Origin of the sequence: Pseudooceanicola marinus, from assembly GCF_020177265.1 — a bacterium.
GTDB classification, from domain to species: Bacteria; Pseudomonadota; Alphaproteobacteria; order Rhodobacterales; family Rhodobacteraceae; genus Pseudooceanicola; species Pseudooceanicola marinus_A.
In genome coordinates, this window is record NZ_JAIVMC010000001.1 from 394,730 (window position 1) to 410,795 (window position 16,066).

Sequence of the window (16,066 nt, forward strand, 5' to 3'; positions counted from 1 at the left end):
CCCTTTCCTCCTTTTCTCAAAGCGGGGCGAGGGCGGCAAGAGCTTTGCGCGTGCAGGTCCTGTCGGTAGGCGGTCGAAACGGGGCGGGGAATTGTCATGCCACCGTCACGCCCCTGTTACCTTGTTGCGGCAGTGCCAGCGGACATGCCTTGCAAGACCACAGGAGCCTTCATGCCCCGCGCCCTTTCGCACGTCTCCCTCATCGCCCTCCTGGCCGCCATGCCCCTTGCCGGGCAGGCCCTTGCCTCGTCCGACCCGTCCGCCTGCATCCCGTCGTCGCCGGCCGATGATGACGTGGTGACCTGTTCGGGCACCGGCAGCGGGTTCACCGACGACGATCTGGACGGCGTGACCGTCACGGTCGCGCCCGGCGCCCAGATCAGCGGCGACAGCGACCGCGCCTTCGAGGTGGATGATGATCTGACCCTGACCAACCACGGCAGTATCACCTCGGCCGGGGATCAGGCGATCAAGGCAGACAAGCGCGCCACGCTGACCAACAACGGCACCATCACCTCGACCGCCTGGTACGAAGACGATGGCGAGATGGTGGGCGAAGACGCCGTCAACGTCGATGACGATGCGCTGATCACCAACAACGGCAGGATCATCGGCACCGACGAGGGCGTGCAGGTCGGTGACGACAGCACCGTCCACAACTACGGCGCCATCACCGGCACGGATCGCGGCGTCGACACCGGCGCCCGCACCACCGTCATCAATCATGAGGACGGCACGATCACCGCGCTGGACAGTGACGGCCTGCGCATCGACGGCGCAGAGGGCGTGGTGACCAACTACGGCGAGATTTCCGGCGCGGACGAGGGCATCCAGACCGGGGCCGATGCCACCATCCACAACTACGGCACGATCACGGGCGAAGACCACGCCATCGACACCAGCGGCGAAGATGACGGCGATCCCAACGCCACCACCATCGTCAACCACGAGGGCGCCCTGATCGAGGGGATCGACGGTGACGGCATCCATTTCGAGGGCACCGGCGGGTCGATCACCAACCGCGGGACGATCCTGGCCGGTGACGAGGGCATCCAGGCTGAGGACGAGGTAACGGTCCGGAACTACGGGCTGATCGACAGCGCCGACAAGGGCATCGCGGTCGAGGACGACGCGACGGTGGTCAACGAGGGCACGATCCTGTCGCTGACCGAGGGGATCGAGGCCGAGGACAATGCCGTCATCACCAACCGGGGCAGCATCGAGACGCTGGACGATGCGATCAACGCCGGTGAAAACGCGACCATTTTTAACTACGGCGACCTGCTGGTCACCGGGCCGCAGGACGGCATCGACATCGACAGCGGCGCGGTGACCAACTATGGCAGCATCGTCTCCGAAGGCGGCGAGGACGGCATCGACTTCGACGCCTCTGACGTGGCCACCTCCACCATCACCAACCACGGGCTGATCGAAGGTAAGATCGGGATCAACGTTGAACTGGGCGGCGACGATCCGGCGAATACCCAGTCTCAGGTGGTGGTGAACCATGGGACGATCATCGGCCATTCCGGGACGGCGCTGCAACTCGGCGCAGGCGACGACACGCTGGATGTATATTCGATGGACCTCCGCGGCGTGGTGGATCTGGGCGAGGGGACGGATACACTGATCGCCCGCTCCACCGTGCAGGCCGGGGCCGTCCGTTTTGTCAGCGACCCGGAGGTGATCGACCTGTCAGAGGCGCCGCAGGCGGTTTATGGCAACCTGACACTTGCGGTGGCCGATCCCGATGCCTTCGCGGGTATGGACAGCGTTGCGGCAGGCCAGACCCTGTCGCTGGGCAAATCCGTCCTGCTGCCACTGGGCGAGGGCGCCGGCAGCGCCGGGGCCTTCTCCTTCGCCGAGGGCACCCTGGGCGCGCCGGCCTGGTGGGTCTCCGGCTCCGCCGCTGTCTTCGACGGGGACGGATCGGGGCGCCTGACCCTGGGGCGCGATTTCGACGGGGTTGGCCTGTTCCTGTCCTATGGTCGTGCGGCCACCACGGTTTCCGCCGGGCATGACCTGACCAGCGATGCGGTTCTGCTGGGCCTGACCTCGGCGGCGGCGCTTCCGGGCGGCACCACGCTGGCCGGGATGGCCTACCTGGGCTTCGGCACGCTGGATCTCGACAGCGCGGCCACGGCCAGTGGTGACGGCTCTGCGGACACCCGCAGCTTCGGCCTGGCGGGAGCGGTTACCACGGCGGCGACGGCAGGTGGACTGGCCTTCACAGCGCGCGCCGGGATCGAACGCCAGAGCATCGACGCCTTCCGCGTGTCGGGCCTGGGCGGCGCGACCTTCGGGGACCGCGATGTGACCACCGGCTACGTTTCGGCCGAGGCGCGGCTGACCCGTACCTTGCCGGACGGCACGGCGATCACGCCCTTCATCGGCGCCGACGTGCTGTTCACCGACGGTGAGGACGTGACGATGACCCTGGGCGACGGCACCACCCGCTTTTCCACCGGCGCGGACGGTTCGGTCGCGCAGCTGACCCTGGGGGTCGAGCTGGCCGGCGCGGATCGCCCCTGGGCGCTGCGCATCGAAGGGCAGTACGACGAGAACGACAAGGCGGGCCTTCTGCTGACCGCCGGCATGCGGTTCTGACCTCGCGCCCCGACCATCGCACCCAACCTTGGACGCCCCGTGCCACCGCGCGGGGCGTCTGCATTTTGCCCACCCGGTGCAGTTCCGCCTGGCCCGTTCCCCTCATCCGGTTGTCTTTTCCGACCCTTGATGGTCTGTTGCCGACAAACTCAGGGAGAGGATTGGACAGACCATGACCATTGAGACCACCCATGTCGGCAGCCTGCCACGCGGCGACGCCCTGTCGGCGCTTCTGATCGCCAAGGACAAGGGCGAGGCCTATGACGAGGCCGAGTTTGAGGCCGCCGTGCAGGCCGCCATCGAGGAGGCGGTGCGCCACCAGCGTGAGGCCGGCGTGTCCATCGTGTCGGACGGCGAGTTGGGCAAGGTGGGCTATTCCACCTACATGCAGGAACGCCTGTCGGGATTCGGCGGCCATATCGACCGCAAGCCCGCCAAGGACCTTGCCGCGCATCCGAACCTGGCCAAGAAGCTGAGCGCGATCATGGGCAGCCAGGAGTTCACTCGTGCCTCCTGCGTGGGCGAGATCAAGTTGGTGAACCTGCAGCCCGCGCTGGATGACATCCGCCGGTTCAAGACCGCGCTGGAGGCCGAGGGGCAGGGCACCCGCGCCTTCATGAACGCCGCCTCGCCGGGGCTGATCACCGCCTTCCAGGTGAATAAATACTATCCCGACCACGAAGCCTACCTGGCCGCGCTGGTCGACGCGATGCGCCCCGAATACGAGGCGATTCTGGACGCGGGGCTGGACATCCAGTTCGACTGCCCCGACCTCGCCATGTCGTCGCACACCGGCTACCAGGACATGGACCAGGACGAGTTCGTCAAGATCGCCGCGATGAACGTCGAGGCGCTGAACGCCGCAACCGAGGGCCTGCCCGCCGACCGGATGCGGATGCACCTGTGCTGGGGCAACTACGAGGGCCCGCATGACCACGACATCCCCCTGGAAAAGGTGATTGACGTGGTGCTGTCGGCGCGGCCCTCGACGATCCTGTTTGAGGGCGCGAACCCCTGCCACGAACATGAATGGACCGTCTGGCGCGATGCCGACATTCCCGAGGACAAGATCCTGGCGCCGGGCGTGATCGACACCTGTTCCAACTATGTCGAACGCCCCGAGCTGGTGGCGCAGCGCCTGCAGCGCTTCATCGACATCGTGGGCGAAGACCGCGTGGTCGCCAGCACCGACTGCGGCTTCGGCACCTTCGCGGGCTACGGCAAGATCGACCCCGAGGTCACCTGGAAGAAGTTGCGCAACCTCCGCAAGGGCGCGGAGATGGCGTCGACCCGCTGATCGGCCACGCGCCTCAAGCTGACATGACAAAAGGCGCCGCGGTTTCCCGTGGCGCCTTTTGCGTTCCGGTGTCCCGGATCACGTCATTCCAGCTCGATCGTCCCCGGGGGCTTCGAGGTGCAATCGTAGAAGACACGGTTGATGCCGCGCACTTCGTTGATGATCCGGGTCGAGGTCTCGCCCAGGAATTCATGGCTGAAGGGGTAGTAGTCTGCGGTCATCCCGTCCACGCTCGTCACGGCTCGCAGTGCCAGGGCGTAGTCGTAGGTGCGCCCGTCGCCCATCACGCCCACGGTGCGCATCGGCAGGATCGCGGCGAAGGCCTGCCAGATCTCGTCGTAAAGACCGTGCTTGCGGATCTGGTCGATGTAGACGGCGTCGGCCTTGCGCAGGATCTCCAGTTTGTCGCGGGTGATCTCGCCGGGGCAGCGGATGGCCAGGCCCGGACCGGGGAAGGGGTGGCGGCCGATGAAGGACGCCGGCAGGCCCAGCTCGGTGCCAAGGGCGCGGACCTCATCCTTGAACAGCTCGCGCAGCGGCTCCACCAGCTTCAGGCCCATCTTCTCGGGCAGGCCGCCGACGTTGTGGTGCGATTTGATCGTGACCGAAGGGCCGCCGGAGAAGCTGACCGACTCGATCACGTCCGGGTAAAGGGTGCCCTGCGCCAGGAAGGTCGCGTTCTCGATCTCGCCCGCGTACTTCTGGAAGACGTCGATGAAGAGACGGCCGATGGTCTTGCGCTTCACCTCCGGATCGCTGACGCCTTCCAGCTCGCCCAGGAAGAGGTCGCTTTCATCGGCGTGGATCAGGTTGATGTTGTAGTGGTCGCGGAACATCGTGACCACTTCCTCGGCCTCGTTCAGCCGCAGCAGACCGTGGTCGACGAACACACAGGTCAGCTGTTCGCCGATGGCCTCGTGCAGCAGGATCGCCGTGACAGAGCTGTCAACGCCGCCGGACAGCCCGCAGATCACATGGGCGTCGCCGACCTGTTCACGGATTGCGGCGATCATTTCCTCACGATAGGCCGCCATGGTCCAGTCGCCGGAGAAGCCCGCGTCCTTGACGAAATTCTCGTACAGGGTCGCGCCGTTCGGGGTGTGATGCACCTCCGGGTGGAACTGCACCGCGTAGAAGCGGCGCTCGAGGTCGGCGGTGATGGCGAAGGGCGCACCGGGGGAGGTGCCGTAGACCTTGAAGCCCGGGGCGAGCTTGCTGACGTGGTCGCCGTGGCTCATCCAGACCTGCTCGCGGCCCGAGCCTTCCATGAACCAGCCGTTCAGCAGGTCGATCCGCTCTTCCGTGGGCTGCACGTAGGCGCGGCCGAATTCTGCCGTGTGGCTTTCGCCCGCTTCGACCATGCCGCCCAGGTCCTGCATCATGACCTGCTGGCCATAGCAGATGCCGAGGATCGGCACGCCGAGGTCATAGACCTCCTTCGGGGGGCGCGGGGACCCGTCGCGCACGACGCTGTCGGGCCCGCCGGAGAAGATCACGGCCTTGGGCGCGAACTCGCGCAGCGTGTCGGCGGTGACCTTCTGGTAGGGGTGGATTTCGCAATAGACCTTCAGCTCGCGCAGGCGACGCGCGATGAGCTGCGTCACCTGGGATCCGAAGTCGATGATGAGGAGGCGGTCATGGGATGTCTGGCTCATGGCCGTGCCATAGAGCGGGTCGCGCGCTCTGGCAAGCCTAAGCGCGCATGCGCGGCGCCCCTGCGGCGACAAAGCCCCGCGAAAGGCGTTTGAGCCACGGGGCGGAGCGGTTAGTCTGGACCCGTAGAACCCCGATCCAGACCCCGAGGAGGAGAGAGATGCGCCGGTCCATCCTGATTGCCACCGACCTGTCCATGCGGTCCGAACGGGCCCTGCGCCGCGCCTACCGGCTGGCCGCCGAACAGGGCGCGAAACTGACGGTGCTGACCGTGGTGGACGAGGATCTGCCGCCGGGCATGGCCGCGCGGTCACGCGAACTGGCGGAAGAGGAGCTGCGGATGCTCTGCGACGCCATCGCGCCCGATCAGCCCGCCGAACTGCGGGTGGAGATTGCCGATCCGCTGCCGCATATCCTGACCACGATGAAGGACGTGAAGGCGGACCTGCTGGTCCTGGGCGTGCACAGGCCGCGCGCGGTCTGGGACCTGTTCTACGGCACCACGATGGAACGGATCGTGCGCGCCAGCCGCGTGCCCGTCCTGCTGGTGCGCAACGCGCCGGTGGCACCCTATGCCCGGGTGCTGTCGGGGGTCGACATGTCCCCCGCCAGCGCCGCCGCTCTGCACCTGGCCGCGGAACTGGCCCCCGAGGCGACCATGCACGCCTTTCATGCCGTCCACGTGCCCTACCGCGGGCTGGTCGCCCGGTCGGGCACGCCCGAGATGCTGCATCCCTTCCTGGAGGAGGCGCGCGATGCGCTGGACAGCTGGTGGGAGGAGACCGATCTGCCCCAGGCCGTCGCCCGGCCCGAACCCCAGCCCCATGGCCGCTATGAGATGCTGTCGCGTCTGATGCACAGCGAAAAACCCGACCTGCTGGCCATCGGCGCCCATGGGCGGGGCCCGCTGTCGCCAACGCTTCTGGGCGGTTTCACCGAACAGATCCTGCGCGACCCGCCGACCGACGTGCTGGTCGTCCGGCACTGACCGGCCGCCACACTGGCGATGGCCCGGTCAGGCGGCGTGGTCGGGGTGGCGCTCCTCGGTGATGGCCAGCGACAGCAGGCCGGCGGCCAGGACCGCGCCGGGGATGACCAGCATCGCCGGGCCAAAGGCGCCGCCCGCGAGGTCGATCAGCCAGCCCAGCAGGGGCTGGAACACCAGCGCGCCGCCGATGCCCACCATGTTCACCACGGCGATCAGCGTGCCCGACACTTCCTGCGGGTGGCCCTCCTTCGCCATGGCGAAGGTCAGCATCTGCGCCCCGTTGGTCAGCCCCGCCAGGAACAGCAGCACCGCCAGAGGCCCCAGCGTCAGGCCGGGCAGAAACAGCGCCAGGGCGTAGAACAGCGCGGTCAGCGCGATGGCCCCGCTAAGCAGCCACTTGCGGTGCCCCAGCAGGTCCGACAGCCAGCCTGCGGCGATGCTGCCTGCGGCCATGCCCCAGAAGATCATCGAGACCGCCAGTTCCGCCGCGGCATCGGCCAGCCCGCGATCGGCCTGGATCTCCGCCTTGCCCCAGAGGCCGCCGTAGACGTTGATCGGCATGTAGAACAGCGCCCCTGTCAGGGCCACGAGCCAGATCCGGTGGTCGCGGATCAGTGGCTTCAGCGGGGCGAGGGGATGGGCGCCGGGTTTGCGTTCCGGCGCATCGTCGCCGTCGTGCAGGGCCACCAGAGCCAGCAGGAAAAGGCCCCCGCCCGCCATGGCCGTCCAGGTGAAGACGGGGCGCCAGTCCGCGACGGCGACCAGCTCGCTCAGCCAGACGGCGCCGATGGCGGTGCCCAGCATGCCCAGGGCGTTCACGACGCCCGACAGCAGGGCAAAGCGGGCAGGCGGAAACCGGTGGTTCACGATGTAGAGGGCGCCGACGAAGGCGAAGGAGGCGCCGAAGCCGGTCAACAGGCGCCCCGCACCGGCCAGAAGGGCTGAGTCGCTTGCCGCAAAGAGCGCCATGCCGCCCGCGCAACAGGCGATGGCCGGCAGTACCAAACGCCGCGCTCCGAAGCGGTCCAGCGCCAGGCCGACCACGATCTGCATCGGCGCGTAGATCCAGAAGAAGAGGCTGGACAGGGTGGAGAACCCGCCGCTGCCCAGCCCGAAATGCGCCGCGATCTGGGCGGGCGCGAGGCTGGGGCTGATGCGGGCCACGAACTCGTAGAGGTAGAATAGCCCCGCCACGATCAGCGCCGCCCAGGCGCCGGCCCTTGCCTTGTCTCCGGTGATCATCGCCTGGGTCCTCTTCGTCGCCCGTCGTTGCGGCGGAGATTTACCCGCCCCCCGGCCGAGGGCAAGAGGCGCCGTGCGCCCTCGGCGGCCCCCCGCATTCCGCGCCGGTTATGTCGTTTTTGCCCCGCCGATGCCGCTTGCAGCGGGCGCCGGGCGCGGGCAGAGAGCTACAAAAATGGGGACACCGGGAAAGAGGAACGGCGCAATGACCGAAGCATCCACGCGCAGACGGGGCCGCGGCGGCGGCGGGGCGGCCAGACGGGCGGCCCGCACGGCGGTCAGCATGGATTGCGCGCCGGTGATCCAGCGCGGCATCCCGGTGATGGAGATGCTGTCCCAGGAGGCGCTGGAGACCATCGAGGCCAACGCCGAAACGGTGCTGGAGGAAATCGGCGTCAACTTCGTCAACAACCCCGCTGCCCTCGACCGCTGGCGCGAGGCCGGCGCTGACGTGCAGGGCGAACGGGTGCATATCCCCCGTGGCCTGGCGCGGCAGCTCTGCGCCACCGCCCCCAGCAGCTTCACCCAGCTGGCCCGCAACCCCGAACGCTCGGTCGAGATCGGCGGCAAGGGCCTGGTCGTCGCGCCGGTCTACGGCCCGCCCTTCGTGCGCGACCTTGATGGGGGGCGCCGCTATGCCACGATGCAGGATTTCCGCGATTTCGTGAAGCTGGGCTACATGTCCAAGTGGCTGCACCATTCGGGCGGTACCGTCTGCGAACCGACCGACATCCCGGTGAACAAGCGGCACCTGGACATGCTGCACACCCACATGACCCTGTCGGACAAGCCCTTCATGGGCTCGGTCACCGATCCCAGCCGGGCCCAGGATAGCGTCGACATGTGCAAGATCCTCTTCGGGGAGGAGGTCGCGACCAGCCAGCCGGTGATGACGTCGCTGATCAACATCAACTCGCCCCTGACCTTTGACGACGTGATGATGGGCGCGCTGGAGGTCTATGCCTCCAACATGCAGGCCTGCATAATCTCTCCCTTCATCGTCGGCGGCGCCATGGCGCCGGTCTCGGTGGTGGGTACGCTGACCCAGGTGCTGGCGGAAACGCTGGCGGGGGTGGCCTATTCGCAGCTGGTGCGTCCCGGTGCGCCGGTCATCATGGGCGCCTTCGTCACCTCGATCGACATGAACTCGGGCGCGCCCACCTTCGGCACGCCGGAGGCCAGCCAGATCCTCTACGGCGCGGGCCAACTGGCGCGGCGCCTCGGGCTGCCGTTCCGGTCGGGCGGGGCGCTCTGTGGCTCGAAATTGCCCGATGCGCAGGCGGCCTATGAGACGGCCAACACGCTGAACGCGGCCCTGATGGGGGGCGTGAACTTCATGCTGCACGCCTGCGGCTGGCTGGAAGGCGGGCTGGTGGCGTCCTTCGAGAAATTCGTGCTGGATGCCGATCAGCTGGGCGTGCTGCACCGGCTGGGGGCCGGGGTTTCGCATGACGAGGAAGCCCAGGCGATGGACGCGATCCGCGAGGTCGGCCCGGGCGGGCACTACCTCGGCTGTGGCCATACGCAGCGGCATTTCCAGACCGCGTTCTGGCGCTCGGAGGTGCTGGACAACAAGCCCTTCGAGACCTGGTCGGAAGAGGGCGCGCGTGACAGCCAGATGCTGGCCTCGGAACGGGTGCGCAAGCTGCTGGCCGATTACCAGCAACCGAGCATGGAGCCCGAGATCGCCGAGGCGCTGGCCGCCTTCGTTGCGCGGCGCAAGGCCGAGATGCCCGACGCCTTCGCCTGATCAGGGGCGCCTGATTGTGAGTGCGAATTGCGCGCATCCGCGCAGGGCCGTCCCGTCGGGCGGCCCTTTTCTGTTCTAGCTCTGGCCGCGGGTCTCCAGCAGGCGCGCCTCGCCGATCAGGGCCGACAGGATCCGCACGTGACGCAGCGACGAATAGGTCGCGGCGCGATCACGGCGCAGCCGGTCGATCTCGGTCTCATGCTCCATCAATGCCAGCGCCGCCGCCCCGTGGCGGGCGGGCATGGCCTGTCCCAGCAGGGCAGGCAGATGTGCCTCGCGCCGGTAGTCGTCTGCCGCGATGCGGGCCGCGCGCACCAGAAGCGGGGGGCGGCGAAGCTGGGAAAGCATGGCGTGGATATCCTGCATGTCGGTCCTCGTGGTCATCGATTGCGATGCCCGAGAGTGGCACAACCGCAGCGGGTGTTGCGTCCTGCCACCGTTCCGCGAACGGTCCGGCAAGAATAGTTTATCCTTTAGAAACAATCATTGCGGAAGTGGTTAACCATTAACCTCTATTAAACCTTAACGCCGTTACCTGTGGATAAGTGGGCCATGCCCCCTGACGCACCGACTGCCTGCGAGACCGACATGAGCTCGAACCAGCCCTGTGAAGGATCGGCGCCCAGCCGGCTGCCCCGATGGCTGCCGGATGCGGCGCGGCACTACCTTGTCCATACCGAACGCGGCGTTCCCATCCGCCAACTGGCGCGGGAGGCGGGCTGTGCGCCCTCCACCATCCTGCGCCAGATCCGGCGCCTCGAAACCCTGCGTGACGACCCGCTGGTCGATTGCGCGCTGGCCCGTCTCGGCGGGCCGGGGGACGGGGCCCTGCCGGGTCAGTCAAAGGGACGTTCCATCATGACCGCTGCCGCCCAAGACGATCTCCAGACCCCGATCACCGAACCCACCCTGCGCCGCGAGGCGCTTCCTGTTCTGCGCCAGCTGGCGCGCAATGGCACCGTCCTGGCGGTGGCCCAGGACATGCAGAAGGCGGTGGTGGTTCGCGACCGCATCGACGGCACGCCGGAACGCCTGGACGTGATCCCGCGCGAACTGGCGGAGGCCATGGCCCTCAAGGACTGGATCACCTGCAAGAGCCCGGGGCGCATCTCTCGCTACGCCATCACCTCCTCGGGTCGGTCGACCCTCAACACGCTGATTGCAAAAGAGGAAAACACGGCGCGGGGGTTCGCTGAAGGGATCGCTCCCTTCGAGATGCGCTCGGCTGCGCAGGCGGCAGAGGACGTCGACCGGCCGCGCGGTCGCCTCTGTGTCAGTGACAGCCCGCTGGCCGCGTTGGCCCGTCGCCGGGATCGGAACGGAACCCCCTTCCTGCGTCCGGAACTGGTCAGGGCGGGCGAACGGCTGCGCGAGGATTTCGAGCTGGCCCAGATGGGTCCCAGCGTGACCCAGGACTGGGACCGGTTCCTGACCGCCGGCACGGCAGGCGCGCCCGGAGCCCGCGGCCCGGCCCGTGGACCGGAGGCCGCCCGCGCCCGCGTCGCGCAGGCCTTGCAGGATCTCGGACCGGGCCTGGCCGACGTGGCGCTGCGCTGCTGCTGTCACCTGGAAGGGCTGGAGACGGCAGAGCGGAAGATGGGCTGGTCCGCGCGCTCCGGCAAGATCGTCCTGCGGATCGCACTGGAACGGCTGAACCGGCACTACGGCGCCCAGCCCGGGGAAAGCCGCCTGATCGGCTGATCCCGTCCAAGGGGCGCAGTGGCGCCCCTTGCGTTTCCTTAACCTAGCTTAACACCGGGCTGCGGATGATCGTGGCCCGGTCTTTCTTTGTCCCGTCCAACGAAACAAATTCCCGAAAGCTTTATCCCGTAGCACCTGGGCGCGACGATCCCGGACCGCAGCGTTACCCGACGAGCAGACCCACGACATAGGCCACCACCGCGCAGGTCGTCCCGACCGCCAGCGTCTCCGTCAGCGACCGCAGAAGCCGCTCTCCCGTCGCGCTCCACCGCAGCAGGCCGAGGGCCATGAGCGCCGCAAGAGAGGTACAGATCGAGCCGATGAAGGTGCCCGAGGTCGCAGGATAGAGGAAATAAGGCACCAGTGGCGCGGCGCCGAAGAGGATGAAGCTGCAGAAGGTGAACACGCCGTTGATCGCCGGGTTCTCCTCTGCCGGGTCGTGCATGCCGAATTCATAGGTCATCATCAGGTCGGCCATGATCGGCGGGTGGTTGATCATGATCTCCGCCGCCGCATGGGCCTCCACCGGGTTCAGCCCGCGTTGGCACAGGATCACTTCCAGCTCCGCGCGCTCCTGCTGGGGGTTCTCGGCGATCTCGCGCAGTTCCATCTCGCGGCGCGCGCGGTAAAGATCGTGCTGGGCGCGACCCGACAGGAATTCCCCCAACCCCATGGAAACGCCATCGGCGAAGAGATTGGCCAGACCGAAGATCAGCACGGCCAGCCCGCCGATCTGCGCCACGCCCTCGGCCTGGGCCCCGGCAAACCCGGCGACGATGGCAAAGGTGGTGACAATTCCGTCGTTGCCGCCGTAGACGATCTGGCGCAGGAACTCCTGCGATCTTCCCAATTGGTGTGCCTCGCGTCGGTGCTGGGCCCAATCCATCGCCGGTCTCCTCGTGTCTTCCCTCTGCTCCGGGGATAGCGCCACAGGCCGCCCGGTCAAAGCGCGAACGACTCGCAGGCCGGCCGCGCAGTCCGCGACATAATGAAAACTGGCGGCAAGGCCGCGCTTTCGCTAAGCCTGCCTTATGAACATCACCCTGCGTCAGCTCACCTATTTCAAGTCTCTCGCGCGGCACCGCAACTTCGGCCGGGCGGCCGAGGCCGTCCATGTGTCGCAACCCGCCTTGTCGGTCCAGATCCGGGAGATGGAGCAGAGCCTGGGCGCGCAGCTGGTCGAACGCCGCGCGCGGGAGATCGAGCTGACGCCATTTGGCCGCATGGTGCTGTCCCAGGCGGATCGCATCATGGCGGAGGTTCAGGTGCTGCACGACCTGGCTCGCTGGAACGGCGGGCTGGCGGGGGAGTTGCGCCTGGGCCTGATCTCCACCATCGCGCCCTACCTGCTGCCCTCGGCCCTGGCGGCGATCCGGGCCGAGGACATCGGGCTTTCGGTGCAGGTCCAGGAGGGAAAGACGGCCCGTCTGATGGACGACCTGCGCGCGGCGCGCCTGGATGCCGCGGTGATCGCGCTGCCCTATGACGAGATGACGGGCCTGGTCGCGGAACCTCTGTTCGAGGATCGCTTCGTCCTGGCCGGCACCCAGCCCCGGCTGGACGCGCTCGGCGATCGCCACGACCGGCTGCGGCCCGATCACATCGGCGCGGCACAGCTGATGCTGCTGGAGGACGGGCATTGCCTGACCGACCAGGCGCTGGAGGTCTGCGGGCGGGGCAGGGGGCATGCGCAGATCAATACTGGCGCGGCCTCGCTGGCCACCCTGTCGCGGCTGGTGGCGGCGGGGTTCGGCCTGACTCTGCTGCCGGAACTGGCGATCGACCGCGAGGCCACGGGGCTGGCGCTGCGGCGCTTCTCGGCCCCCGAACCCTACCGCCAGATTGCCCTGGTGCGCCGCGCTTCCTCCCCCGACGATGGTTGGTTCCGTGCCCTGGCGGAGATCCTGTCGGGCGTCGGCGCCCGGCTGACCGGGGAGGTGCGCGCCCGGATCTGACCCGCCGACGGGATTTGGGCCGGGCGCAAAGCAAAAGGGCGCGGTCGCCCGCGCCCTTCGGCAAATCATCGGAAAAGAGGCGAGGCCGATCAGGCCGCGGCTTTCTTCTCTTCCAGGTACTTCAGCAGGTTCTCGGGGGAGGATTCGCCGTAGGGGTCCTCACCGTGGTTGTCGCAGATGCCGGGCTCTTCGAACCAGGCTTCGACGACGCCGTCGTTGATGACGGCGGCATAGCGCCAGGAGCGCAGGCCGAAGCCGAGGTTGTCCTTGTGCACCAGCATGCCGACGCGGCGGGTGAATTCACCCGAACCATCGGGGATCACGTCGACGTTCTCGATGCCCTGGGCCTTCTTCCACTGGTTCATCACGAAGCTGTCGTTGACCGACATGCAGTAGATGTTCTCGATGCCGAGGTCCTTGAACTTCTCGAAGTTGTTCTCGAAGCCGGGCAGCTGGTAGGTGGAACAGGTGGGGGTGAAGGCACCGGGCAGCGAGAACAGGATCACGCGCTTGCCGGCGAAATAGTCGGCGGTGGTCTTGTCTTCCCACTTGAAGGGGTTGTCGCCGCCGATGCTTTCATCGCGAACGCGGGTGCGGAAGGTGACGTTGGGGAGCTTGGATCCGGGTTGCATGGCATCATCCTTTATGAGGAGGTCTCGGTTTTCCCGGATTTCCTAGAATGGTTCCAAGTGCCGTGCAAGGCGCTTTCCGCGCTGCGGCGGAATACCTTGTGGAAATTGTCGAGATTGAGCAGGGTCTTGCGGGTTTCCTGTGCAGCGGGTTTCTGCATCTGCATGGCCCCCTTGCATGTGCTGCAACGAAGCCATGCACTTCTGGTTCTTTCATCATGGCTCAGATATGCTACCTCCCAGCCCGGAGAAGGAGCAAGAACCCATGCGTGATCTCAAGATCCCCGAGCAGCGTCATCCCGAGAAGGCGCATCGCCCGGACAATGCCCAGCCGAAGAAGCCGGACTGGATCCGCGTCAAGGCGCCGACCTCGAAGGAATACATGGAGACGAAGAAGATCATGCGGGAAAACCGCCTGGTCACCGTCTGCGAAGAGGCGGGTTGCCCCAATGCCGGTGAATGCTGGAGCCAGGGCCACGCCACGATGATGATCATGGGTGACATCTGTACCCGTGGCTGCACCTTCTGCAACATCGCCACGGGCCGTCCCGAAAACCTCGACGTCTTCGAGCCGGGCCGCGTGGCCCATGCGGTGGAGAAGCTGGGGCTGAATCACGTGGTCATCACCTCGGTGGACCGCGATGATCTGGACGACGGCGGCGCCGATCACTTCGCCCAGACCATCCGCGCGGTGCGCCATCGCTCGCCCGGCACGACGATCGAGATCCTGACCCCCGACTTCCTGAAATGCGCCCCGGAGGTGCTGGAAGTGGTGGTCGAGGCGAAACCGGATGTCTTCAACCACAACCTGGAAACCGTGCCCGGCCTCTACCAGGAGGTCCGCCCGGGCGCGCGTTACTTCCATTCGCTGCGCCTGCTGCAACGGGTGAAAGAGCTGGATCCGACGATCTTCACCAAGTCCGGCATCATGGTCGGCCTGGGCGAGGAACGTCCGCAGGTCCTGCAGGTGATGGACGACATGCGCGCCGCCGATGTGGATTTCATGACCATCGGCCAATACCTGCAGCCGACGCCGAAACACCATGCGGTGGCGAAATTCATCACGCCCGATGAGTTCAAGTCCTACGAGAAGGCGGCCTACAACAAGGGCTTCCTGATGGTTTCTGCCACGCCGCTGACCCGCTCGTCCTACCACGCCGGCGATGACTTCGCCCGTCTGCGCGAGGCGCGCCTGAAAAAGCTCGGCCTGGGCTGAGACCCGCTTCAGACCACTGATGCGACAGGGCCGGCCCATGGGTGCCGGCCCTTTTTCTATACTTTGGCTGGAAATACTCCGGGGGTGAATGGCGCGCCTCGCGCCAGAGGGGGCAGCGCCCCCTCCGCTCACTCCACCGCCGGCACCGTTTTCAGGTAGCGTGCGATCGCCAGCCGGTCGTCATCCGTCAACTGGCTGGTATTGGCCACCACATCGGCCATCTCACCGCCCACGACGTCGAAGTCGGGGGTGAAGCCCGACGACAGGTACTCCGCGATATCCGCCTCGGACCAGTCCAGCGCGCCGGAAGTGATGTTGGGAATGCTGCCCTGGCCCGACGGGTTTTCCGCCCCGCCCAGCCAGCGCGCCCGATCCATCCCGCCCAGGGCATTGCGTGGCGTATGGCATTCGGCGCAATGGCCGAGCGCCTCGACCAGGTAGCGCCCGCGCGCCAGGGTGTCGCTGTCGACGACCTCCATCTGGTAGTCCTCGCGGAAGAACAGCAGCTTCCAGACGCCAAGCGCCCGGCGGATGTTGAAGGGAAACCCGACGTCATGGTCCCGGTTGGGCGTGTCGGCCGCGGGCAGGGTCTGCAGGTAGGCATGCAGATCCACCACGTCCTCGGGCCGCGCCCGCGCGTAGGAGGAATAGGGGAAGGCGGGGTAGTAGTGCTGCCCCGAGGGCGAGGTGCCCTTGATCATCGCGTCGGCCAGCTCCAGCTCGGTCCAGGCGCCGATGCCGGCCTCCTCGTCTGGGCTGATGTTGGGCGCGTAGAAGGTGCCGAACTGCGTTTCGAAGGCGCGCCCGCCGACCAGCAGCAGCTTGTCCTCGCCCTCCGCCCCCGGTGCGGAATGACATGAGGCACAGCCCCCGGCGTAGAAGATCGCCTCGCCCCGCGCGGCATCCCCCGTCAGCCCGGCGAAATCCTCGGGTTCGACATGGTCGGGGGCGGTCAGGATCCAGCCGGCGCCGGCGGCCACCACGGCAAGGGCGATGACGGATGTAAGGGCTTTGCGCATGCATGGCTT

Annotated in this window: 14 protein-coding genes; 7 read left to right on the forward strand and 7 right to left on the reverse strand. The window is 67.1% G+C overall.

Annotation, left to right across the window (positions count from 1 at the left end):
* Positions 1 to 171: 171 nt before the first annotated feature.
* Together LC066_RS01870 and LC066_RS01875 are read left to right on the forward strand one after the other, a co-directional pair.
* On the forward strand, positions 172 to 2,607 hold the full coding sequence (locus LC066_RS01870) for an autotransporter outer membrane beta-barrel domain-containing protein (RefSeq protein ID WP_224896299.1): 2,436 nt from the start codon (positions 172 to 174) through the stop codon (positions 2,605 to 2,607).
* A 172-nt stretch (positions 2,608 to 2,779) separates the two neighbouring features.
* Positions 2,780 to 3,904 (forward strand): cobalamin-independent methionine synthase II family protein, encoded by a 1,125-nt coding sequence (locus tag LC066_RS01875; protein ID WP_224896300.1) that lies wholly within the window; start codon positions 2,780 to 2,782, stop codon positions 3,902 to 3,904.
* A gap of 83 nt (positions 3,905 to 3,987) precedes the next feature.
* Here LC066_RS01875 and guaA read toward each other — a convergent pair whose 3' ends face one another.
* The gene (gene guaA, locus LC066_RS01880) at positions 3,988 to 5,559 is read right to left on the reverse strand and encodes a glutamine-hydrolyzing GMP synthase (RefSeq protein ID WP_224896301.1); all 1,572 of its coding nucleotides are present in this window, start codon (positions 5,557 to 5,559) and stop codon (positions 3,988 to 3,990) included.
* Positions 5,560 to 5,717: 158 nt separating this feature from the next.
* Here guaA and LC066_RS01885 point away from each other — a divergent pair, with 158 nt between their 5' ends.
* Positions 5,718 to 6,545: a universal stress protein gene (locus LC066_RS01885; RefSeq protein ID WP_224896302.1), complete on the forward strand. Its 828-nt coding sequence runs from the start codon at positions 5,718 to 5,720 to the stop codon at positions 6,543 to 6,545.
* A 27-nt stretch (positions 6,546 to 6,572) separates the two neighbouring features.
* On the opposite strand, the gene LC066_RS01890 is transcribed toward LC066_RS01885, so the two are convergent.
* Positions 6,573 to 7,787, reverse strand: coding sequence for an MFS transporter (locus LC066_RS01890; protein WP_224896303.1), 1,215 nt, complete (start codon positions 7,785 to 7,787; stop codon positions 6,573 to 6,575).
* A gap of 205 nt (positions 7,788 to 7,992) precedes the next feature.
* Here LC066_RS01890 and LC066_RS01895 point away from each other — a divergent pair, with 205 nt between their 5' ends.
* Positions 7,993 to 9,537, forward strand: a complete 1,545-nt coding sequence (locus LC066_RS01895) for a trimethylamine methyltransferase family protein (RefSeq protein ID WP_224896304.1) — start codon at positions 7,993 to 7,995, stop codon at positions 9,535 to 9,537.
* Positions 9,538 to 9,612: 75 nt separating this feature from the next.
* Here the strand turns inward: LC066_RS01895 and LC066_RS01900 are convergent, their stop codons facing one another.
* Entirely contained in the window at positions 9,613 to 9,921 is a 309-nt protein-coding gene (locus LC066_RS01900) for a DUF6477 family protein (protein ID WP_318246698.1), read from the reverse strand.
* A 204-nt stretch (positions 9,922 to 10,125) separates the two neighbouring features.
* Here LC066_RS01900 and LC066_RS01905 point away from each other — a divergent pair, with 204 nt between their 5' ends.
* Complete coding sequence (locus tag LC066_RS01905) at positions 10,126 to 11,238, forward strand: DUF6456 domain-containing protein (RefSeq protein WP_224896305.1); 1,113 nt, start codon at positions 10,126 to 10,128, stop codon at positions 11,236 to 11,238.
* Between the two features lie 163 nt (positions 11,239 to 11,401).
* On the opposite strand, the gene LC066_RS01910 is transcribed toward LC066_RS01905, so the two are convergent.
* Positions 11,402 to 12,124: a VIT1/CCC1 transporter family protein gene (locus LC066_RS01910; RefSeq protein WP_224896306.1), complete on the reverse strand. Its 723-nt coding sequence runs from the start codon at positions 12,122 to 12,124 to the stop codon at positions 11,402 to 11,404.
* 145 nt (positions 12,125 to 12,269) lie between these two features.
* Here LC066_RS01910 and LC066_RS01915 point away from each other — a divergent pair, with 145 nt between their 5' ends.
* Positions 12,270 to 13,193 (forward strand): hydrogen peroxide-inducible genes activator, encoded by a 924-nt coding sequence (locus LC066_RS01915; RefSeq protein WP_224896307.1) that lies wholly within the window; start codon positions 12,270 to 12,272, stop codon positions 13,191 to 13,193.
* Positions 13,194 to 13,282: 89 nt separating this feature from the next.
* On the opposite strand, the gene LC066_RS01920 is transcribed toward LC066_RS01915, so the two are convergent.
* Together LC066_RS01920 and LC066_RS01925 are read right to left on the reverse strand one after the other, a co-directional pair.
* Entirely contained in the window at positions 13,283 to 13,825 is a 543-nt protein-coding gene (locus LC066_RS01920; protein WP_224896308.1) for a peroxiredoxin, read from the reverse strand.
* Positions 13,826 to 13,836: 11 nt separating this feature from the next.
* The gene (locus tag LC066_RS01925) at positions 13,837 to 13,983 is read right to left on the reverse strand and encodes a hypothetical protein (RefSeq protein ID WP_224896309.1); all 147 of its coding nucleotides are present in this window, start codon (positions 13,981 to 13,983) and stop codon (positions 13,837 to 13,839) included.
* A gap of 104 nt (positions 13,984 to 14,087) precedes the next feature.
* Here LC066_RS01925 and lipA point away from each other — a divergent pair, with 104 nt between their 5' ends.
* Complete coding sequence (gene lipA, locus LC066_RS01930) at positions 14,088 to 15,038, forward strand: lipoyl synthase (protein WP_222474407.1); 951 nt, start codon at positions 14,088 to 14,090, stop codon at positions 15,036 to 15,038.
* A 128-nt stretch (positions 15,039 to 15,166) separates the two neighbouring features.
* Here lipA and LC066_RS01935 read toward each other — a convergent pair whose 3' ends face one another.
* Positions 15,167 to 16,057 (reverse strand): cytochrome c, encoded by an 891-nt coding sequence (locus LC066_RS01935; protein WP_224896310.1) that lies wholly within the window; start codon positions 16,055 to 16,057, stop codon positions 15,167 to 15,169.
* Between the last annotated feature and the right edge of the window lie 9 nt (positions 16,058 to 16,066).

Coding starts and splice junctions, on each gene's coding strand:
- guaA (WP_224896301.1), bottom strand. CDS start 5,559: ATGAGCCAGACATCCCATGACCGCCTCCTCATCATCGACTTCGGATCC.
- lipA (WP_222474407.1), top strand. CDS start 14,088: ATGCGTGATCTCAAGATCCCCGAGCAGCGTCATCCCGAGAAGGCGCAT.
- LC066_RS01885 (WP_224896302.1), top strand. CDS start 5,718: ATGCGCCGGTCCATCCTGATTGCCACCGACCTGTCCATGCGGTCCGAA.
- LC066_RS01925 (WP_224896309.1), bottom strand. CDS start 13,983: ATGCAGAAACCCGCTGCACAGGAAACCCGCAAGACCCTGCTCAATCTC.
- LC066_RS01890 (WP_224896303.1), bottom strand. CDS start 7,787: ATGATCACCGGAGACAAGGCAAGGGCCGGCGCCTGGGCGGCGCTGATC.
- LC066_RS01905 (WP_224896305.1), top strand. CDS start 10,126: ATGAGCTCGAACCAGCCCTGTGAAGGATCGGCGCCCAGCCGGCTGCCC.
- LC066_RS01935 (WP_224896310.1), bottom strand. CDS start 16,057: ATGCGCAAAGCCCTTACATCCGTCATCGCCCTTGCCGTGGTGGCCGCC.
- LC066_RS01915 (WP_224896307.1), top strand. CDS start 12,270: ATGAACATCACCCTGCGTCAGCTCACCTATTTCAAGTCTCTCGCGCGG.
- LC066_RS01895 (WP_224896304.1), top strand. CDS start 7,993: ATGACCGAAGCATCCACGCGCAGACGGGGCCGCGGCGGCGGCGGGGCG.
- LC066_RS01870 (WP_224896299.1), top strand. CDS start 172: ATGCCCCGCGCCCTTTCGCACGTCTCCCTCATCGCCCTCCTGGCCGCC.
- LC066_RS01875 (WP_224896300.1), top strand. CDS start 2,780: ATGACCATTGAGACCACCCATGTCGGCAGCCTGCCACGCGGCGACGCC.
- LC066_RS01920 (WP_224896308.1), bottom strand. CDS start 13,825: ATGCAACCCGGATCCAAGCTCCCCAACGTCACCTTCCGCACCCGCGTT.
- LC066_RS01900 (WP_318246698.1), bottom strand. CDS start 9,921: ATGACCACGAGGACCGACATGCAGGATATCCACGCCATGCTTTCCCAG.
- LC066_RS01910 (WP_224896306.1), bottom strand. CDS start 12,124: ATGGATTGGGCCCAGCACCGACGCGAGGCACACCAATTGGGAAGATCG.